At 67.4% G+C, this 19,917-nt stretch carries 13 protein-coding genes and 4 pseudogenes; 8 read left to right on the top strand and 9 right to left on the bottom strand.

Annotation, left to right across the window (positions count from 1 at the left end):
* Window positions 1-54: 54 nt before the first annotated feature.
* Complete coding sequence (locus tag ABZS42_RS30665; protein WP_355151273.1) at window positions 55-921, bottom strand: hypothetical protein; 867 nt, start codon at window positions 919-921, stop codon at window positions 55-57.
* A 1,170-nt stretch (window positions 922-2,091) separates the two neighbouring features.
* On the opposite strand from ABZS42_RS30665, the gene ABZS42_RS30670 reads away from it, so the two are divergent.
* The 3 genes from ABZS42_RS30670 to ABZS42_RS30680 all read left to right on the top strand — a co-directional run bounded on the left by ABZS42_RS30670 (window position 2,092) and on the right by ABZS42_RS30680 (window position 4,409).
* Window positions 2,092-2,979, top strand: a complete 888-nt coding sequence (locus tag ABZS42_RS30670; RefSeq protein ID WP_355151250.1) for a hypothetical protein — start codon at window positions 2,092-2,094, stop codon at window positions 2,977-2,979.
* On the top strand, window positions 2,972-3,955 hold the full coding sequence (locus tag ABZS42_RS30675) for a DNA methyltransferase (RefSeq protein WP_355151252.1): 984 nt from the start codon (window positions 2,972-2,974) through the stop codon (window positions 3,953-3,955). Before ABZS42_RS30670 ends, ABZS42_RS30675 begins: the two co-directional genes overlap by 8 nt.
* A gap of 238 nt (window positions 3,956-4,193) precedes the next feature.
* Window positions 4,194-4,409: a DNA cytosine methyltransferase gene (locus ABZS42_RS30680; RefSeq protein ID WP_355151254.1), complete on the top strand. Its 216-nt coding sequence runs from the start codon at window positions 4,194-4,196 to the stop codon at window positions 4,407-4,409.
* A gap of 1,763 nt (window positions 4,410-6,172) precedes the next feature.
* On the opposite strand, the gene ABZS42_RS30685 is transcribed toward ABZS42_RS30680, so the two are convergent.
* The 3 genes from ABZS42_RS30685 to ABZS42_RS30695 all read right to left on the bottom strand — a co-directional run bounded on the left by ABZS42_RS30685 (window position 6,173) and on the right by ABZS42_RS30695 (window position 7,914).
* Window positions 6,173-7,063, bottom strand: coding sequence for an IS3 family transposase (locus ABZS42_RS30685; RefSeq protein WP_355151256.1), 891 nt, complete (start codon window positions 7,061-7,063; stop codon window positions 6,173-6,175).
* Complete coding sequence (locus ABZS42_RS30690) at window positions 7,060-7,359, bottom strand: transposase (RefSeq protein ID WP_355151258.1); 300 nt, start codon at window positions 7,357-7,359, stop codon at window positions 7,060-7,062. Before ABZS42_RS30690 ends, ABZS42_RS30685 begins: the two co-directional genes overlap by 4 nt.
* A 63-nt stretch (window positions 7,360-7,422) precedes the next feature.
* A complete protein-coding gene (locus tag ABZS42_RS30695; RefSeq protein WP_355151260.1) occupies window positions 7,423-7,914 on the bottom strand; it encodes a MarR family transcriptional regulator in 492 nt (163 codons plus the stop codon).
* Between the two features lie 86 nt (window positions 7,915-8,000).
* On the opposite strand from ABZS42_RS30695, the gene ABZS42_RS30700 reads away from it, so the two are divergent.
* Together ABZS42_RS30700 and ABZS42_RS30705 are read left to right on the top strand one after the other, a co-directional pair.
* The gene (locus tag ABZS42_RS30700; RefSeq protein WP_355151262.1) at window positions 8,001-8,657 is read left to right on the top strand and encodes a class I SAM-dependent methyltransferase; all 657 of its coding nucleotides are present in this window, start codon (window positions 8,001-8,003) and stop codon (window positions 8,655-8,657) included.
* Window positions 8,654-8,923 carry a glutaredoxin domain-containing protein gene (locus tag ABZS42_RS30705; RefSeq protein WP_355151264.1) on the top strand — a complete coding sequence of 90 codons (270 nt, stop codon included), beginning with the start codon at window positions 8,654-8,656 and terminating at the stop codon, window positions 8,921-8,923. The genes ABZS42_RS30700 and ABZS42_RS30705 overlap by 4 nt, the downstream gene beginning before the upstream one ends.
* 559 nt (window positions 8,924-9,482) lie before the next feature.
* On the opposite strand, the pseudogene ABZS42_RS30710 reads toward ABZS42_RS30705, so the two are convergent.
* A pseudogene (locus ABZS42_RS30710) lies at window positions 9,483-9,578 on the bottom strand (transposase); the annotation flags it as partial.
* 266 nt (window positions 9,579-9,844) lie between these two features.
* Here ABZS42_RS30710 and ABZS42_RS30715 point away from each other — a divergent pair.
* Window positions 9,845-10,680, top strand: a pseudogene (locus ABZS42_RS30715) (IS5 family transposase).
* Between the two features lie 472 nt (window positions 10,681-11,152).
* Here ABZS42_RS30715 and ABZS42_RS30720 read toward each other — a convergent pair.
* The 3 genes and pseudogenes from ABZS42_RS30720 to ABZS42_RS30730 all read right to left on the bottom strand — a co-directional run.
* On the bottom strand, window positions 11,153-14,494 hold the full coding sequence (locus tag ABZS42_RS30720; protein WP_355151266.1) for a glycosyl hydrolase: 3,342 nt from the start codon (window positions 14,492-14,494) through the stop codon (window positions 11,153-11,155).
* Between the two features lie 597 nt (window positions 14,495-15,091).
* Window positions 15,092-15,757 carry an amidohydrolase family protein gene (locus tag ABZS42_RS30725; protein ID WP_355151268.1) on the bottom strand — a complete coding sequence of 222 codons (666 nt, stop codon included), beginning with the start codon at window positions 15,755-15,757 and terminating at the stop codon, window positions 15,092-15,094.
* 163 nt (window positions 15,758-15,920) lie between these two features.
* Window positions 15,921-16,317 (bottom strand): annotated as a pseudogene (locus ABZS42_RS30730) (transposase family protein); the annotation flags it as partial.
* A gap of 532 nt (window positions 16,318-16,849) precedes the next feature.
* Between ABZS42_RS30730 and ABZS42_RS30735 the strand changes: the two are divergent.
* Window positions 16,850-17,587, top strand: a complete 738-nt coding sequence (locus ABZS42_RS30735) for a hypothetical protein (RefSeq protein ID WP_355151270.1) — start codon at window positions 16,850-16,852, stop codon at window positions 17,585-17,587.
* A gap of 208 nt (window positions 17,588-17,795) precedes the next feature.
* A pseudogene (locus tag ABZS42_RS30740) lies at window positions 17,796-17,962 on the top strand (transposase); the annotation flags it as partial.
* A gap of 127 nt (window positions 17,963-18,089) precedes the next feature.
* Here the strand turns inward: ABZS42_RS30740 and ABZS42_RS30745 are convergent.
* Window positions 18,090-19,547: an SDR family NAD(P)-dependent oxidoreductase gene (locus tag ABZS42_RS30745; RefSeq protein WP_355151272.1), complete on the bottom strand. Its 1,458-nt coding sequence runs from the start codon at window positions 19,545-19,547 to the stop codon at window positions 18,090-18,092.
* Window positions 19,548-19,917: the final 370 nt, after the last annotated feature.

A 19,917-nucleotide genomic window follows, 5' to 3' on the forward strand; every position in this document is an offset into this window, starting at 1 on the left:
GCCCGCACCGGCAAGCCGGTGCGGGCGCCGCGCGCATAGCTGAGGGCGATGGGTTCAGGCAGCGGCTCTCACCTGAGTCGTGCTGTCACGGGCGCGGCGGCGGCTCGCGGCGCGCAGGTTGGCCCGCCGTTCGGCCTCGGCGGCGAGGCTCTCGACGGCCTGTGGGGACGCCACTCCGGTCAGCACGCCGGTGACGAGGGCCTCGGCGATGCGGGTGTCGATCCGGGCCAGCCGCATCCGCAGGGCGTCGCAGGTAATGCCCAACCGTCGGGCGATCGGTTCGATCGCCCGACGGCCCAACCGCACGTCGATATAGGGCTGCTCATCGCCGGGGTCGAGAATCCCCAGCCGTACGGCACGGTTGACCAGCACGTCCGGATGCCCGTAGGGCACCTGCGGGATACACGGCCCAGTGATGTGCTCCACATCGTCCACCGGCGTGGCCTCGCCAGCCTGCTGACGCAGCTTGTAGCCGGCACGCCACCCGGCTCGGCACAACGCCGCATACGGGGCGGGCCGGCCGAGGTCAACGTGATCGCGCAGCGCCGCCAGGAAACCGGTCAAGATCTCCGCCTCGATGTCGTCGGGGTCGCTGCGGTAGCCGTCGCACAGCTGGCGGGTGTAGCGACGCAGCGCCGGCATGGCCATGCCGACCGCCGCGATCACCCATTGCGGCCCGTCCAGGCGGGCACGGCGGATCACCTCGACCCACACCGCGTCGCGCGCCCGGAAGGCGTCGGTGTGCGCCAGCAGCCAGTCCCGCACAGTCCGCAGCGTCATCACCCCCGCCGGCAGGCCGACGCCCGGGCCGAACACGTCAAGGTCGATGGACAAGGGATCGGGATCGCTGGTCAACGCCACGAATGCCGCGTCGGCGGCGTCCAGCGGGGAGTCCGGCCACTGCGTGAGGGACATGCCCATGAATGCCACTCCAAAGTAAGTGAGTGATGCGGTGTCGCCGTCGACTCGGACGACGTCTGTGCGGCATTCCGTCATGACCGACTCACAGAAGCTGACACCGCAGGTCACAGCGGTGATGCCAACATCGGATCGGTGGTCAGCAGACGTCCTTGCCCCCTACTGCACATCCGCTCTCGTGTTGACACACGCGTCTGACCGCGCCGCTGAACAGCGCCGTGAGCGCATGCCAACCCGCGCCAGCCGGGCCGCACCGCAGGGACACCGCAGGTCCCAGCGCCCCTCACACCTGCCGGTCGCGCCACTCACCGCCACTCACAACGACTCACAGCCGCTCACCGGACCTCGCCCCCGATGCGAGCGCTGGCATACAAGGACGATGCGCAGGGCGCACTGCCGCTCGTACGTGGACCGACTTCCTAACCGCCTGAGATGCCTTTGAGGCCACCAGGTTCTCTTCGACCATGACGGCACTGATGGCCGCAGCGGCATGACGCCTCACGCAGCGGGCGAAGCCGAGGACACGAAGAGGAACCTCGACATGACCAGACCGAGTGTCACCGCGACAAGCGTCAGCGAGCGACGTCGAAGGAATCGGATACGGCAAAGCCGCGCCGCTCAACGCGGTATGGCCGACAACGCACCACAGCCGGCGAAGACATCGCAGGGTTTCACGGCGACAGCCTGACATTGACCATTATCGTTGACATTTTGTCCGCCGATACCGCTGAGCAGGACCGGGACACCGCTGGTCGACGTACCAGACAACCCACCGCTGCGGCGCCAGACACGGCCGCGGACACGGCGTCGAGGGGCACGACGCCCACGTTGATACCAGCGGTGTCAGATACCGCGCGGTCAGTCCGTCCAGCCAGTCACCGACGCCACAGGCGGCCAGGCGCCGTACTACGGACGAAATGACAGCACACCGACAGGTGACGATGACATGACATGACCTGCCGTCGGACGGCACAGTGTCATGCACCGCTGAGACACGTCGATGATTCCCGAGCCGACCCCGCCTCGACCGCCGACCGCCATCGTGGTGGTGACCACCCCCGCCCGTACTGATCGCCGTGAGCCGCTGTGAGTCGGGCAGGCGTTCGCCAGAACACACAAACGCGGTTTTAGGGATGTCAGCGCACTGCATGCGCGGCGCGGAGCCGACATCACATGAGCGAGCACACGCCGCAGCACCACACCGACCCTGCCCACCCCACCGGCCCGCACACAGCCGACCCGACCCTGATCGACCAGATCGCCGGCAACCCGCCTGTCCCGGTCACCGTGTGGCGCACCGCCCACAGCCCAGCCGACGCCGGCCGCAGCATCGGCACCCGCCTGGCCTACCGGCTCGTCGCCGCCTACACCCGACCCGGCGCGGTCGTCGTCGACCTCACCGCCGACCACGCCCTGAGCGCCGTCTGCTCCGCTGGCGGACGGCGCCACCACCCGGCGTGGTTCACCGACGCGTCCAGCCTGATCATCGGCCCGGCCACCCCACCGGCACGTCCCGACCCCACCGCACTCGGAAAGGCTCCCGAGGACGTGCCGGACATGAGCGCGTGGTTCGGTGACGACCTCACCGACCCGCAGCTACCGACCGAGCCCACCGACTCCGCTCCCTGCCACACCAACCTCGCGGAGGCGACAAGCCTGGTCGTGGCCTGCTGGCCGCTGTACCGCGACGAACCCACCAACCGCATCCGGCTGGCGCGGCTGTTGACCGCGTGCGCCCGGCTGCTGCTCCCCGGCGGCTGCCTCGTCCTCGTCGTCACCATCCCGACCGCGACGACCGGCGGGCCGGAGGACTTCACCCCGGTGGCCACTGCCGCCGCCGCGGTTGGCCTGGGCTACCTGCAGCACATCGTCGCGGTCGCCTCCGACACCGACGGGGACGCGTTCGTCTACCACGTCACCGACGAGGAACTGCTCACCCTCACCCACCAGAACGACCCGCGCTGGGCGGCAGCGCACCTACGCGTGCACGCCGACCTCCTCGTCTTCTCACCCGTGGCCTCGCACGACCGGCGCCGCGACGGGGGTGACCGCCGTGGCTGAGCACACCCCACCCCCCGCCGACCCGCACCACCGCACCGAGGACACCGGGCACGGTGACCAGCGCGATCACAGCCCGCACCGCGTCGTTGAGCCGCAGCGTCTGTCCGTATGGGCGACCGCCCAACAGACCGGACCTGTGCAGCGACGCGGCCGCTATGTGCCCGAGTCCGTCAAGCACCCCGCACGGATGCTCCCGGCGATCGCAGCCCACGCCGTGCACGCCTACACCCAGCCCGGCGACCTCGTGCTCGACCCGATGTGCGGCATCGGCACCACCCTCATCGAGGCCATCCACGCCGGCCGCGACGCCATCGGCGTCGAGTACGAGCCCCGCTGGTCGAACATCGCCGACACGAACATCACCCACGCCCACACCCAGGGCGCCACCGGCCGGGCCGCGGTGGTCCGCGGCGACGCCACCCGACTGCCCTCCCTACTACCCGCGGCACTGGCCGGGCAGGTCGCCCTCGTGGTCACCTCACCGCCGTACGGGCCCACCGTGCACGGCCTCGTCCGCCCAGGCGAGCACGGGGTGGCGAAATTCGACAACGCCTACAACGACGGCACCGACCGCGGCAACCTCGCCTACCGCGACCTCACCGGCCTCGCCGACGGATTCGAACAGATCCTGCGTGGCTGCGCCGCACTGCTGCGCCCCGGCGGCACCATCGTGGTCACGGCACGCCCGTGGCGCAAGAACGGACAGCTTGTCGACCTACCGTCCGCGGTCATCGCCGCCGGCGTCCGCGCCGGCCTGACGCCGACCGAGCGATGCGTCGCCCTCCTCGCAGCGGTCCGTGACGGGCACCTCGTCGCCCGCCCGTCGTTCTTCCAGCTCCAGGCCGTCCGCAAGGCCCGTGCCGACGGCACCCCGCTGCACCTGATCACCCACGAGGACGTACTGATCTTCCGCCACCCCGGGAGCTCCTCGACTTGCGGACAACTCGGCGGCGACCTGGGCGTGCCTGTCCAGTAGGCGTGCTCGGACCCGGTGGAGGGAGGTTGAATGCCCATCCCACCGCGGCGCACATCGGATCACTGTGCACCGGATATGGCGGCCTCGACCTGGCCGTCGAGCTGGTGCTCGGCGGCTGGCTCGCCTGGTACGTCGAGACCGACCGGCACGCCAACACCGTGTGCGCCCACCACTGGCCCGGGGTGCCCAATCTCGGCGACATCCGCACCGTCGACTGGACCGAGTCGAGCCCGTCGACGTGCTCACCGCCGGGTTCCCCTGCCAGTACATTTCCAATGCCGGCAAGCGGGCCGGCATCACCGGTATCCACAGCAGCCTATGGACAAGCGTTGTGGACGGCGTTCGCGCGCCTCGACCGCCGCTGCTCTTCGTGGAGAACGTCGCCGCGCTCCTGCGGCGAGGCTTCGACGTCGTCCACGCCGACCTGGCCGCGCTCGGGAACGACACGAGCTAGGCATGCGTACGCGCAACCGACGTTGGCGCCCCGCACCGGCGTGACAGGCTGTTTCTGCTGGCCGCCACTGCTGAACGACTCATTCCCAGTGCGGACCTTGCCGACACCGTGCGCCCGTGATGGCAAAGGCCCGGGCCACCAGAACGGCTTACCCGACCTCGTCGAGCCCGACGGCACCCGCCACCGCCTGCTGCCCCACCGGAGGCAGAAGGACGACCTCCCCTCAGCCAGCACCACCCCACCCAGCACTCGCGATGCGGACGTCTCCGGTATGCCCGCTGCGCAGGACGACCGCCTTCTGCCCACGCCCCGAGCGAGCGACACTGGCAGCGCCGGCCGGCGGGCCGGTCACGGATTACGGCCGCCGCTGTCACAGGTGCTGCTTCCCACCCCCAGAGCAACCGACGGCGCCAAAGGCTCTCCCGGCCAACGCGGGTCGCACGGCGACCTGACCCTGCCCTCCGCAGCCATACAGGTCCCCGGCGGCGCCTTTGCCCACCCCGCGCGCCTCCGACGCGCACGGTCCCGGGGCGCACGGGCACGGCGGCCCCGACCTGCGCACCACCATCGCCAGCCTGCCCACCAACCTCGGGCAGCGCGACGACGCCCGATGGGGCGCCTACGCCGCCGCGATCGCCCGATGGGGACTGCTGCTCGGCCAACCAGCCCCCGAGCCGACCCAGGCCGGCCGGCACGGCAAGCCCGTCCTCGCGCCACCGTTCGTGCAATGGCTCATGGGCCTTGATCCTGGCTGGGTCACCGACCTCGACCTGCCCCGCACCGCCGCACTGCGGGTGCTCGGCAACGGTGTCGTCCCTCAACAAGCAGCGGCGGCCCTGCGGCTGCTGCTGTGCCCGCACCGCTGGCAACCGGCCCCACCAACCCGCCCGGCTGGGCGGGCCGCGACGCCGACGGCATGCCGGCCCCGCCACGGCCGAAGAAGGCACCTCGTGAGTGACCGCAGGCGAACCCGCACACCCTCCTACACGCCGCCGACCGCCAAGGCCAGCACCCCACGGCGGTGGACCGATATTCGCACCACAGACTGGCGCTTTCCACCGAGTTGGCGATGCGTCAACCGACACCGTGAGCAGCCAATCGAGCAGCCAAGCCGGCGAGCAACAGCGGACGATCCCGGACGCGGACGTCAACCATCACATCAAGACCAGAGGTAGGAGCAGCGATAGGCGGCCGACTCGTAATGCGCAGGTCGGCCGTGCGGAGCTGTGACGCTGGATCACAAGCCGGTTTCCTCGTGCGAGAACGTCAGATCGGGATCTCAGGACGATCGGTGGGTTCACTTCGTCGGGCGGAGCGGACAGATCAACCGTCGACCCGGAGCGCCGAAACGCGGAGACATCACTATGACCCCAGACGGGCTGAGCAGCAGGCAAGGATCAAGTTCCTTCAAGCCGGGACAGGATTCTTCCGTGTGGGGCAGGTGGCTGCCTGGGTGGGCGTGTTGTACGCCGTCGTAGCCGTGATCCAGAGAGTCACGGGCTGAGGGTTCGGGGGCTGCCGCCGGCAGACAGATCTCTGCCGGTTGCCGGCAGTTGGGGCACACAAGGGGCGCAAGACACTGTCAAACGTCGTTAACCAGCCACCAACGATGGCAGCCCGAGGCACCGTGTGAGCAGGTGTCGCGGGCCGTTCGCGCTGGCGGCGGGACAGCGCCTCTATGTTCCGCTTCAACGTCTGACCGCGCTCGACCCTCAATTCCCAAATCGGCCAGTGTCAATCCCCTGGAAGCGTGGAGGGCTCCCTTATGCGGCTTGAGCCTCCAGAGCTCGTGCCGTTGATCGTTCGTAATCGATTGGTGAGCGGCCGTCGCAGACGGAGTGCCGGCGGTGCCGGTTGTAGAAGTCGGTGATCCAGGTAGCGATCTTGAGCCGGGCTTCGGTTCGGGTGCGGAACCGCCGGCGGTGGACGTACTCGACCTTGATGGTGGAGAAGGTGGCCTCGGCGACGGCGTTGTCGAAGCATGATCCGACCCGGCCCATGGACTGGCGTACCCGCCACCGCGCGCATGCCTGCGCGAAATCGGCGGAGGTGTATTCGCTGCCGCGGTCGCTGTGAAAGATCACTCCGGCGATGTCGCCGCCGCGGGTGACCGCAGCCATGTTCAATGCCGCGACGACCAGGCCGGCGTTATGGTGGGCGCCCATGGCGTAGCCGAGGATGCGGCGGGAGTACAGGTCGATGACGGTGGCGAGGTAGAGCTTGCCCTCGTCGGTGGAGATCTCGGTCATGTCACCGCACCAGGCGACATCCGGCGCCGGCGCCGTGAACCTGCGCTTGATCAGGTCCGGAGCAGCCGGCCGTTTGCCCGGCCGGGTCAGCCCACGGCGATGGCGCTTGGCCCGCGCGACAAGCCCCAGCTCGGCCATCACCGCCGCGATGGTGTTGTCAGAGACCTGCCAACCCTGCTCCCGCAACTCGTCACCGATACGCGGACTGCCGTAAGTGCCGCCGGAGTCCTCGAACACCCTGCGCACCGCATCGGCCAGCCGGACCCGACGGTCCTGCCGGGGCGTGGGCGGCCGGTCGCGCCACTTGTAGAACCAGGACTGCGACACGCCGAGGGCTCGGCAGGCCACCGCGTGGGGCACCTCGTGTTCGGTCCTCTGGGAAGCGATGAAAGCGGCCACGCTCACCGGCCCGTCGCTTCCTTGACCCACAGGACCACGGATCGCTTGAGGACATCACGCTCCATCGCCAACTCGGCGTTCTCCCGCCGCAGCCGGGCCAACTCGGCCCGCTCATCCTCGGACACCCCACCCGCAGCGGCCTCGCCCCGAGCTTCGCGGTCCTTCTTCACCCAGTTCGCCAGAGTCCCGTCGTTGATCCCCAGGTCACGCGCGACCTGGGCGATCGGCTTCCCGGTCTCGCGCACGATCCGCACCGCACCCGCGCGGAACTCCGGATCGAACCGGCGTCTCGTCTCAGCCATGAACCCCTATCCCTCAAGTCCTGGCCTCCACGCTACGAGGGGAACCGCACCAGAGCCGAGGCGTCAACTTTGGGTTTGAGGACCGGTGGCGGTGGCGAGCCGAGCGGTGAGTGTCTGCATAGTGGACAGGAACGGGCCCATCTGCTCGACCGGAATGTCGGAGAAGAGATCTTGGGATCCGGCCTCGTAGTCGGCGGCGAGTTGCTTGGTGACCTGCCGGCCGGTGTCGGTGAGGTGTACGAGGAAGGCTCGCCGGTCGCTAGGGTGCGGCTCGCGACGCACGAACCCGGAGTCTTGGAGCCCGTCGACGAGGGCGGTGACGTTGCGTGCGGTTACGCCGATCGCGCGGGCGAGTTGCTGCTGTGTGGTCGGGCCGTGCCGGTGCAGTTGCCAGATCACTGTTGCTCGCGCGCGGGTCAGGCCACGGGCGGCGATTCCGGCCTGCATGTAGTGCTCCACGGTCACGGCGAACGCGAACACCTGCTCCAACGCCTCGGTGAAGGTTGTGCAGTCCGGCGGAGAAGGTAACGCGGCGGGATTGTGTATGCCATTCACTATGTATAGCCTCCTGTATGAGTGAGGATAGCCGCGAGCCGTTCGGTCCGCGAAAACGCCTCACCTTCGACTTGGAGGTGTCGGCCATGGCTTCGCGATCCCACCCGGTGTTCGCCCGAGCCTACGAACGGCTCAGCGTGCTCATGGATCGTGCTGGTGCTGCTGAGGACCGCGAAGCCCTGGTCGCCGGCCTGTCCGGCCGGGTCATCGAAGTCGGGGCGGGCAACGGCCGTATGTTCGCCCACTACCCGCCGCAAGTGAGCGGGGTCCTCGCCGTCGAGCCGGAGCCTCGCCTGCGCGCAGCCGCAGTCGCCGCAGCGCAGGCCGCGCCGGTCCCGGTCACCGTCGTAGACGGCCTGGCCGAGGCGCTGCCCGGCAAGGATGACGAGTTCGATGCGGCCGTCGTTGCACTCGTGCTGTGCACGGTGCCGGACCAGACCGTGGCGCTCACAGAGCTGCGCCGCGTACTACGTCCCGGTGGCGAACTGCGCATCTATGAGCACGTTGCCGCCGAGACCAGCGGTCTTCGCCGGATGCAGCGGCTGGCCGACGCGACGGTGTGGCCGACGCTGTTCGGGGGCTGCCACACGGGCCGCGATACCGCCGCCGCCGTCACCGCCGCCGGATTCGCCATCGACGAGCTGCACCGGTTCAAGTTCCCGGCCACCGGCCCAAGTAGCCCCGCCGCTCCACACATCCTCGGCCGGGCCGTCAACCCAACCGCCGCCGAGAGCCCACGATGAGCACGAATAGCCCGATCACGGTCTACACCCGGCCCGCCTGCCCGTACTGCTTGCGTCTGCGCCTCGGCCTGCGTCGCCGCAGGATCACCTTCTCCAAGGTGAACATCTGGCAGGATCCGGAAGCGGCTGCCGCGGTCCGTGCCGTCGCCGATGGCAACGAAACCGTGCCCACCGTTCACGTCGCCGGGCAGTGGCTGGTCAACCCGCCCGCCAGGCAAGTGGAGCAGCTTGCCCGTCCCTGGACCGGCCCTAGCCGCGATCGCTGAGCAGAACCCAGGTAAACGGCTGCACGCCACCGGCCGGGGTGTGGTGCTCATCCCTGGCGGTACGCACAACGCTGTAGTCCGAAAACTCCCCAGCCAGGTCGTCCGCACCATACCGAGCAGTCGGTAGCCCCGAACACTGCGTAGGACCGTCGGCGGCGAAGGTGCCCACCACCACCTAACCGCCTCGGGCAAGCGCCTGACGCAGCACCTGCCGGTACCGCTCCCGACTGACGGGGTCAGTCAGGAAGTGGAACACCGCCCGGTCGTGCCGCAACCGATAGCGGCGGGCCGGACGCCACGACAGAAGGTCCGCCACAATCCAGCTGACCCGGCTCGCACGTCACTGGGAAGGCGTCGGGCGTGACTCCTGGTAGGACGACAGGTAGCCCAGTAGGCCTTACACCATTCCTAATGGGTCTCGATCCCGGTCTGTTGTGGTAGACGGATTGGGTCCGAGCCGCCGGCGGTCGAGCACTGTGCTCTTCCAGGCCATCCAGGCCTAGGTTTAGATCGTGCCGCTGCTTGTTGGCGAGGAGGCGAGACGACCGGTGGGATGGTAGTACACCGTCTGCCATGGCGGCAGGTCAGCGGGCAGGTACCGCCACGGGCACCCGGACCGCACCACGTACAGGATCGCGTTCACGATCTCCCGCAGGATAGGGTGAGCCAGGCCAGGGTGCGTTCCACGACCCAGCGGCGAAGGTCTGGTTTGGACGGCGCGGTGGCATGACATCGGCTGCCGGGACGGGCAGGGGGGGCCAGCAGAGCCGACGACTCACGGCCATCGGCACCATTTGCCCTGATAGATGTCGCATCGATATGCCAGCTTCGTTCCTCGGAACGTGTCTGGTTCAGAAAAGCCCTCGTATCGCCGGACTGCGGGTGTGTCTCACCACAGCTCATCCAAAGTAGACCTACCGCATGGTTCAGCGACCCGCCTACCCCTCCGACCTGTCCGACGCCGCTGGGCACTGATCGCACCACGCCTGAACGCCTGGCGTCAGGCCCGCACCGACGCCGGCATCGGCGGACGGACGGCCACGCACGATCTGCGGGAGATCTTCAACGCGATCCTGTACGTCAACCGCACCGGCATCGCCTGGCGCTATCTGCCTCACGACCTTCCGCCCTGGCAGACCGTCTACGGCTACTTCACCGCCTGGACCAGCGACGGCATCTTCGTCCAGCTCAACTACCAACTCACCGGACTGGCCCGCACCAAGTCCGGACGCGCCCCGCACCCGTCGGCCTGCATCATCGACAGCCAGAGTGTGAATACCTCCACCAACGCACCCCTGCCCACCCAGGGCACCGACGCCGGCAAGAAGATCGTCGGACGCAAGCGGGGCATCGTCACCGACACCCTCGGCCTACTCCTCGCCGTCGTCGTCACCGCCGCCAGCGCCACCGACAACACCATCGGCATCAACCTGCTCGACCAGGCCAAAGCCAACCACCCCGCCCTGACCGAGACCTGGGTCGACGCCGGCTTCAAGAACAAGGTCATCGAACACGGCGCCACCCTCGGCATCGACGTCGAAGTCGTCACCAAGGACCCAAACGTCCGAGGGTTCTCCGTAGTCAAACGCCGCTGGGTCGTCGAACGCACCCTCGGCTGGATCATGCTCCACCGCCGCCTGGCCCGTGACTACGAAGCCCTACCCGACAACTCCGCCAGCATGATCCGCATCGCGATGATCGACAACCTCACCAAACGCGTCACCAACGAAACCACCCCAACCTGGCGAGACATCTGAAGGTGGCATCACTCGCAAAATACGTGAATCAGACGCCCTCTAAGGTGTCAGCACCAGCTCACCGCCGATGATGAACATGAATATGCGGTCGTCGTCGCCCCTCGGACACGAGAATTCGTGGAGATTCGCGAGAGATCAACCGATCTTGCGAATCTCCAGACGAAGTCACGAAGAATCCATGTTCATGGCCGAACATCGGGGGGCGGTTCCGCCTGAGCGCTCAAACTTGCGGTGACCAGGGCGGATGTCATTGTCGTCACCCGCAAGGCTTGGCGCGTGCCGGCGCGCACTGAAGATCATCTCTACTCCCGAGACTAAGGTTCAGCGCGGCGTCAACTACGTGTCGTGCTTCCACAAACGGGTGCTGTGTGCTGGTGCCGGAAATCGGAGTGCTTGTGACGCCGATTTCCGGCCCCGGCAGCGTTCTCGTCCTATGTCCCTAACGGAAGCGCGGTCATAGGCTCAGGGCTCACTACTTAGCGGAGTATATCATTTCGACGAATGGCAGAACCTTGGCCTGCTTTGGCCCGTAGTCGAGATATACCTGGTCGTTCTGCCACCAGCTCCTGCTGTTGAGCTGTACCGGGATTACTCCCCGGTCGAGCTGAAGGTTCTGCAGCGTTGAGCTGTAGTCGATGACGATCTTGTTGACGCCGTCCCTGAGGTAGGGACTGATGTCGATGACCGGCTTGGTCAGGCTGATGCCTCCGGTGTACTGGATGTGCCCCACCAGCGGGACCTGCTGACCGGTGCCGTCGTCGATCGTGGGCTTGCCTACTCCGCCGACGTTCTTCTTGACTTTAGTCGGGTTGGTGGACACCTGGCCGCCGACCTTCTGGCCGTTGATCCAGACCTTCATGCTCTCGGTGAGCTGGTCGCCGAAGTCGAGGTATGCACCACCGGCCTTGCTGGCATCCCATGTGAAGCTGGCCTCGTAGTGTCCCGTCCCCGAGACCGCCTTGCCGACCTGCGGGATGTTGTTCCACGTGTCCAGCTTGTCGAGGTGAACGTTGATCGGGGTCTTGACGGTCGACGTCAGGGTGTTGACGGACGTGAGACCGTCGATGGTCTCGGTGCGAACGAGGTTCCTCTCGGTGCTGTTGGGCCGCCAAGACTCGACCGTCAGGTCCCAGCCGGTGATGTCGTAGGGTGCCGGTACGGTGACGTTGCTCCGGTAGAGCTTGCCGTTACTGAGCTTCGTGGACAGGATCCCGCTCGACTTGGCGCGAATGACCACGCCGTCCGGCAAGGCATAAGCCGAGTCGGCGTTGGTGGAGACGATGCGCGGTTCCTTGTGCAGCTGTCCCTTCTTGACCTTCTCGAACGCCATCAGGGTGATGTTGTTGAAGTCGAGGTCGATGGGCACCAGCGTGCGGCCGTTGGACCACTCGTAAATGGCGAGCTGGGTCACGTCGCCCGTCCAGGCATCGATGGAGTAGGGGACGAACTCGCCCTCCATCACGAGCTTGGTCTTGATGTTCTTGCCGGGGTTGGGAGCGTCCCGGACCTCCGGTCGCAGGCTCTGGTTCCGGTAGGAGCCGTCGTCGTAGTTGTAGGCGTAGAGGAAGCGGTTGCCGTCCTCGTCCTCGCGGGTCTGGGTCAGCAGCTGTTGGTTCTCCTCCACGTATCCGGCGTAAGGATAAACGCCCATGTCCTGCAATTGGGTCATGACGTCGTCGTGGTAACCACCAGGGGTGGCGCTGAAGTAGTCGTCGACGGCGTCGAAAACAGTCGCGACCCGGACGGTGTGGAGCTTCTTCAACTTGTCGATTACGTCCTTCAGCTCCGCGTCATTGCCGTCGTTGAACGGCGTCCTCGTGGCCGCATCGCCCAGGATGACGACCTTAAGACCCTTCCTCGCCAAGGAGAGGATCTTCCTGGCCCCTTTGAGGTCCAGCCAGTCTTGGTAAAGGACGATGGCCTTGTAGCCGGCCGGTTCGAGGGTCTTGGATCCGTTGTCGAAGTAGACGCCGTCCTCGAACAAGAAGGCCGGGCTGAAGTAGTCGTAGGTGTAGCCGTTATCCTGCAGCTCGGTCGAGCGGTAGTAAACGCCCATGTGAGCCAGCTGCCAGTTCATCTGCGCCACCCGGGGGTTGGTGCCGTTGTTTTCGGCACGGAACGCCAGGCCCTGGTTCCAGTTGTTGTGGATGAACCCGACGTCGGACCGTGCCTTGCCGGTCCGCAGCAGCTGTTGCACGCGACCCAGGTGCGCGTTGTACTCGTCATAGTCGCGCGCGCTGGGGTGCCGGGTCCCGGGGTGGAAGAAGTTGCGGCTGAAGCCGGGCCATGCGTAGTTCCCGTAGGCGAACTCGGCAGCCCACACGTGCCAGATCATGCGCTGGAAGCCGGCGGCGTAGGTGCGGTAGAAATCCTTCACCTGCATCTGGCGCGTCGTGTACTGCGGCAGCTCGGCTCCCGACTCGCTGGAGAGCACCTTGTTCGTGAGCTTGGCGCCGCCCGACCAGAGCCGGAAGATGTCGACCTGGTCGTACTGGTTGAAGTTCTCCGCCTCGGGGTAGTCGACGGCCATGATGGGCTCGGAGATCTCGAACGAACGGCCGTAGGAGATTTGGGCGCGGGTCTCGATGCCTACGGAGTTGAGCCATTCCTTCAGGGGCGTCAGCATCCTCTCGACATACAGGTTGGTGAGGACGTCAAGGAAGTCGTTGATGATCTTCTCGCGCCGATCAGCGTCGCCCGCCAGATCGTAGGTGCCCTTGGCGCGGTCGATGTAGGCGTTGTAGACGGCGTTGACCTGGGGGAGGCCGTACATGAGGAAGACGAACGGCATGATGTCGTAGCCCTTGCGCTTCTCGAACTCCGCCGCCATGTCCTCCGCCCACCACGTGATGCCAGCCGTGCCGGGGTTGATTTCGAGCGAGTCCATGAAGAGCTGGACGTCCCCGTCGAGAATCTTCTGCCGCAGCGTCGGATCGCTCAGGTAGTGCTGCTCCCAGAATGCCCTCAGTGCCGCAACGCCGCGCGCGTCGAAGTAGTTGGTGGCGTAGCTTGTCTCCGTTGACGGTGAGGAGGCCTGGTACGTGCCCTGCGTCCAGATCGCGAAGACCCGGTAGGTCCCGTCACTCGGAGCCGTCCACCTCAGGCTCTGGGTCCAGACGTCGGTCCCCTGGGTGACGGGCAAGTCGACATGTCGTTCGGGGTCGACGGCGTTGTCAGAGACCACCTTGTAGGCGTAGGCCGTGACGAACCTGGCCCCCGTTCGCCGGGCGTTCGGCGCCGGTGCTGGCAGCACCGTCAGGGTCTCGCCGGGGTTCACCGTGCCCGTGCCCAACGTGAGGTTCTGCATCGCCGCCTGGCTGTCCGGGTCCAGTCCTGGCACGTTGGAGGTCGACCAGTTGGTGCCCGACGTCAGGTAGACGCTCATGCCCAGGTCGAGGAGCTTGTTCATCATCAAGTTCCATTTGTGGCTCCACATTTCAGAGCCATAGGCGTAGACGGCGTCGGGTGCGCCAGTGTCGTTTTGCATGCAGAGCTCGACTCCCCGGAACCCACCGTCGTAGAGGGCCTGGATCTGTTCGAGCAGGGTCTCGTCGGTGTGAGCAGCATCGCCCAGCCACCACCGCACGTCGCTGCTGAAAGTTCGGTCCGGGTCGAGGTACTTGCCCTTAAGGTCCTGGGCGAAAGATGTTGCGAGGGGCCCAGCCGCGCCGCTCGGGTTCCCGGCAGCGTAGGCATCAGCGGGCTTCAGGGCGCCGATGGTCAAGGCAAGTGCACCGGCCGCGGACATGCCGCGCAGAACGCCGCGGCGGGAAATGGGCTTCCCCACGTTCGGCCGGATCGTCGAGTCGTTCAACTTACTGCTCCTTCCGAGCTGCTCATCGAGTTCCTCCCCGACGCCCGGTCAAAGGGCATGGAAACGGGGCGACAAACAGCGCCGTAAGGGCGCGAGTGAGCCGCGCACGGAGGGTGCCGTAACCCACACACCCCAGCAGCGCTCCATTGTGCGACCTGGCGCGGACTGAAACGTTTCATTAGCCAGTGCCTTCACACTATGGCACACCTCACACAGTGTCAATCGTTCTGCGGGCAGTGGCTGAGCTCCGCGCCAAACCGCCCGCGCCTCTGCAGTCGGGCGCTACAAGCGATTCAATCGCCAGTTGAGTCCACAACGTTGGTGTGCGACACCGGCAGATGTGCGCCATCGCTCCCGGTCAGCCGCTGCTGCTGGCTGATCTGCACGTCGAGGTCATCGGGAGCGGTTATGTCGGCTGATCCCGCCTGGGTGGCCACGGCCCGGCAACTGCTGGCCCGCCCGCGCCCTCTACAACCGGGCCACCGCCGACGGGCTCATCGACGCCGCCGCCAGCCCCGCCCACCGGGTTGGGGAGTGGTCTTGTTCAGCCGATCGTGAGCTGGGTGGGAGTGCCTCTCCGCCAGACCGTACGCAGGTTCAGCGTGCCGCTGATCCGGATGGTGGGGTCGCCATCGACGAGGAGCAGGTCCGCGCGCAGACCGGCGGCGATGCGCCACGGTCGTCGAGTCCGAAGCGGCGGGCGGGTGTGGACGTCGCCGCCCGTAGCGCTTCGACCGGGGTGAGGCCGGCTTGGACCAGGTACTGCAGTTCGTGGTGGACGCTCGCGCCGTGCGTCACTCCCGCCATGAAGGGCAGCGGGAACGGGGCAGCGTCGGTTCCGACGAGCAGGTCGACGCCAGCGTCGTGCAGCGCCTTGACCGAGTTCAGGATGTTCTCCAGCTTGCCCTGCGGGTAACGGTCGTAGCTGCCGCGGAGAAGGTTCGTCCATGCCTCGTCGAGGCGGGCAGCGACACGGGGATCGTCGGCCAGTGCCGATCCGGTGATACCCATCATCGAGGCGTCCAGCACGACGCATGGGACGACAAAGACGCCGGCAGCGGCGATCCGTTCGATGATGTCGTCGGTGTGCGGCTGGTCCATGAACAGGTGGGCGAGACCATGGACTCCGGCGTCCACCGCCATCCGAGTCGCGTCGAGCGTGAGCGTGTGAGCGAGAGTGAGCATGCCGTGCCGGCGCGCCTCGGCCACGCCGGCGTCGAGGGTCGCCTGCTCGAGCATCGGCAGCCCGGGGTGGCCTTCCACGGAGCCGCCGTCGACCACGAACTTGATGTAGTCCGAGCCGGCCGCGACGCAACGCGGTAAAACGCGAGTTGGCGCGGGCCGCGATACGGTCCGGCCGTGTTATAGCGCCGCTCGGCAGGCCGCCGGGCGGGGCAAAACGCAGAAATTGTGGTCGTCCAGGTCGGTCGTGGACGGAGCCGGGCAGCGCCGCCGAGGTCCAGACCAGCTGACCTGCCGGGTCAGCGATGACCTGCAGGTTCACGCTGTGGCGGTGGTGTTTTCCTGAGTAGTAGAGCTTCTGGTCGGCGACCCGGTCGATCGGGATGAGGGTGCCGTCGAGGATGGCACTAGGCCAGCAGGCGGATTCTGTTCATCGCGGTGTCGAGGTCGTCTGCGGCGGCGGCGAGCAGGTCGATGGCTTCGGGGATGTATCACCACGCGGTGGTTACGCCGACCTCGAATCCGCAAGCCAGGCGCGTCAAGGTGTCGCCGTTGCGCAGGTGTGCCAGGGCGAGCAGGGCTTGCCGACCGGGATCGAAGCGTCGCCAGCGGGACCGGCGCTGCACGCGGTGGGCCCGGATGTCTTACCGGGAGCCTCGCCATATATCCACATCAGACCTCGTCCTACTCGTGACCTGCACCGTTACGACGAAAATAGCTCGATGATCACGATGGGACCGGGCTGTCAAAGCTGCGCAGATACGTACGTGGCGCATCTGGTTCTGCATCGAACGCGTACGCCGACAGCAGAGTCATCAGGTTCCCCTATCAAGGCTTGTGCCCGGGTTTGCGCTGGGGTGCGGGTGGCCGGGCATCGGCCTGGTTCGTGCGTTGGGACGCAGTCAGGTCAGCGGCGGGTAGGCAGCGCGCGAACCCGCTGCAAGCGGCGATGGATCGGCGCGGCTTCTGGTGCCGCTCTCGTCCCGCAGCCAGCCTCGGCGCCTTCGCTTGTGCGGAGGCTCGTCAGGAGTGTTCGAGCGAGGTGACGGCGGCGTCGGCGATGGTGTCGACGGCCTGGACGGGGTCGGCCACCTCGATGGTGGTGGTGCTTACCACCATGTCGATTACCTGCGGTTGAACGGCTACAGGTCGGTCGTGCCACCTATCCGATCGGTGGAGACCCGCCAGCTCGGCGAGGCCCCGGCTGCCGACCGGGACATGCGATGGGCGTACCGGTTCGCGGACCTGCTCACCACCAGCAGGGGTCGGGCCGCTGTATCCGAGCCGGTGGTTGTTGCAGGCGAGCGCACCGTACCTGCGGTATGTGGCGGAGTGCGGGTCGGTTCTCAAGCCCGCCCCCTAGCCGACCGGTGGTCCGAGCTGCTGGTCGACGGTGGTGCCGGTGAGCTTGACTGGTACGGCCATGGCGGCAGCGGTCTCGTGCTCCCCAAGCGACAGATGTCCCGGCACGGCGATGCGCGGGTGAAGGCGTACCGCAAGCAGGTCCGCGCCGGCACGGTGGCGCCGATCCTGCTGTGGTGGGTGAGTAGCCTCGACTGCTATCTGCTCGTCAACGAGCATGACCGGCTTGCCGCGTGCCTGGCCGAGGTGGTCGAACCACCATTGGTGACGCTGACGGCGGTCGTCGACGCCGACGAAGTGGACCGGCGGAACGCGTGGTCGGTGCGCCGTCATGTCGAGACCGTCACTCACGTCGAACGCGAAATCGCGAAGCGCACGCCGGGAGTCGCGGGCGCTCTGGTCACCGAGCGTCGGCGGCTCGCCGACGATCTCGTGACGCCGAATTTCGACGCGAAACCTACCCGGGGCTGGATGCTCCCCGGCGGCGTATCCGCATGGAACCGCGCAGCAGCCCTGGCCGACCCTGCGTGGGCGGAAGATCATCGCTGACCGCGCCATGGTCGGTTCGCGGCTCGGTTTCGCCGTTCATGCACGACCAGCGCTGTGCATCAGGGCGACGAAGGGGGACACGACCACCGGCGGCGGTGGCGCAAGTGGCCGGACATACCGTTGGCATTGACCCGTCACCTCCGCGGCTGAGGCGTCTAGGTCATCGAGGTCAACCAGCCCGATCGCGGCCGCCGACACCGCCACCGCGCTACTCCTGGCCGCCGGCGACAATCCTGGCCGCCTTAACACCGAAGCCGCCTTCGCGGCCCTCTGCGCGTCAGCCCCATCGAAGCCTCCTCCGGCAAGACGCAGCGTCGCCGCCTCAACCGCGGCGGCGACAGACAGGCCAACTCCGCGCTCTACACCATGGGCCTTCGAATTCCTCCGGGAACTGGGCGACGAAGCTCGGCGTCCTTTGCGAGCACCCTGTGTGGTGGACGGGCGACGGTGCTGACCGTGCCGGCCGGAGCCTGGGCGGCCGACGGCGGGGTGGGCGCGTTGATTACCAGGCGCAGGGTGCGTAGTCCTTCAGGAAGCAGCCGTACAGGTCTTCGCCCTGTTCGCCGCGGACGATCGGGTCGTAGACCCGGGCCGCGCCGTCGACCAGGTCCAGCGGGGCGTGGAAGCCCGCGTCCGCCAGCCGCATCTTCGTCGGGTGGGGCCGCTCGTCGGTGATCCAGCCGGTGTCGACGCTGGTCATCAGGATGCCGTCGGCCAGCATCTCCTGGGCGCTGGTCCGAGTCAGCATGTTCAGCGCGGCCTTGGCCATGTTGGTGTGCGGGTGCCCCGGCCCCTTGTAGCCGCGGGCGAACTGGCCCTCCATCGCCGATACGTTCACCACGTATTTGCGGCGGGCGGTCGCTGCGGCCATCGCTGGTCGCAGTCGGCTGATCAGCACGAACGGCGCGGTCACGTTGCACAGCTGCACCTCGAGCAGCTCGACCGGGTTCACCTCGTGCACCCGCTGCACCCAGCTGTTGACCGGGTCGAGGTCCGGGACCAGACCGCCGGCGTCGATGGCGGTGGCTGCCGCGATCCGTTCCGGCGAGGCGGAGCCGCTGGTCAGCGCCAGCGCGGTGAGCGCCTGCGGGGTGACCGGGGTCGACTGCGGCGGGGCGATCAGGCCCGCCGGGTCGCCCTGGCCGGCAGGTTTGGCGAACGTGATCACCTCCGGCAGGGGGCCGTCTGGCAGGGCCGCCGCCTCTGCGGCGACGAGCTGCGCGTATGCCCCGGGGGTGCGGCGGACGGTCTGCGCCGCATTGTTGATTAGGATGTCGAGTGGTCCCTGGGCGCTGACCGAGTCAGCGAGGGCGATCACCTGGGCGGGGTCGCGCAGGTCGATCCCGACGATCCGCAGGCGGTGCAGCCAGTCCCCGCTGTCCGGCATCGCGGCGAATCGGCGGACCGCGTCGTGCGGGAACCGCGTGGTTACCGTGGTGTGCGCGCCGTCGCGCAGCAGCCGCAGCGCGATGTACATGCCGATCTTGGCTCGGCCGCCGGTTAGCAGGGCGCGCCGGCCAGTCAGGTCGGTGCGGGCGCTCCGGCGCTCCCGGTTGAGCGCGGCGCAGGGTGGGCAGAGCTGATGGTAGAAGGCATCCACCTCGTGGTAGCGCTGCTTGCAGACGTAGCAGCCGCGCGGATTGTGCAGGACGCCGGCCGTGGCACCCACGGTGGGCGAGGCGAGCGGGATGCCCTGGGTCTCGTCGTCGATCCGGCCCGGGGCGCCGGTGGCGGTGGCTGCCGTTACCGCGCGGTCGGCCGCCGCGATGGCATCTCGCCGTTCCTCGCGTCGCCGCTGCTTGATCACCTTGTAGAGCTTCGCGGTGGCCCGTTGCACCCGCACCACGTCGGGGTGATCGGGAGGCAGGTCCTCCAACGCCTCGAAGACGCTGAGACAGGTCTCCAGCCGTTGGCGGTCAATGCCGCATTGACCGGTTTCGGTAATGTTGTCCGCCGTCATGTCGTCGCTGTCTCGTCCCGTTCCCTGCGCCGGATCTACCCGGCCCACCCCAAGTCCGACCCGGAACTGTACGCACCGCACGGTCGCCGATGCATCCCGCATCTGTTCAACAGCCCACAGATCGTGGATGCCAACCTCGCCCGTATGACGGCCACCACGGCCTGCTCCTGTGCCGGCTACTTGCCGACCAGCGCCGCTATTCCGGACCGGCTAGAGTTGTGCGAGCTTCAAGGTCGTGCCGATCGCCATCGGTGGTGGGGTAATGGTTCGTGTCACCCCTCGGACACAATTCAGTACATGATCCACTTGGGGTTGCCTGAGCGGACACGATCCGGGCCCGTTGGTCTGTAGATCAGCTTGAGTCCCAGCT

This window comes from Micromonospora sp. NPDC005367, from assembly GCF_040606825.1.
Lineage (GTDB): Bacteria > Actinomycetota > Actinomycetes > Mycobacteriales > Micromonosporaceae > Micromonospora.

Excerpts from the sequence above, each read along its gene's own strand:
- ABZS42_RS30665 (WP_355151273.1), bottom strand. The coding sequence starts at position 921 with ATGGGCATGTCCCTCACGCAGTGGCCGGACTCCCCGCTGGACGCCGCC.
- ABZS42_RS30670 (WP_355151250.1), top strand. The coding sequence starts at position 2,092 with ATGAGCGAGCACACGCCGCAGCACCACACCGACCCTGCCCACCCCACC.
- ABZS42_RS30690 (WP_355151258.1), bottom strand. The coding sequence starts at position 7,359 with ATGGCTGAGACGAGACGCCGGTTCGATCCGGAGTTCCGCGCGGGTGCG.
- ABZS42_RS30700 (WP_355151262.1), top strand. The coding sequence starts at position 8,001 with ATGGCTTCGCGATCCCACCCGGTGTTCGCCCGAGCCTACGAACGGCTC.
- ABZS42_RS30705 (WP_355151264.1), top strand. The coding sequence starts at position 8,654 with ATGAGCACGAATAGCCCGATCACGGTCTACACCCGGCCCGCCTGCCCG.
- ABZS42_RS30745 (WP_355151272.1), bottom strand. The coding sequence starts at position 19,547 with ATGACGGCGGACAACATTACCGAAACCGGTCAATGCGGCATTGACCGC.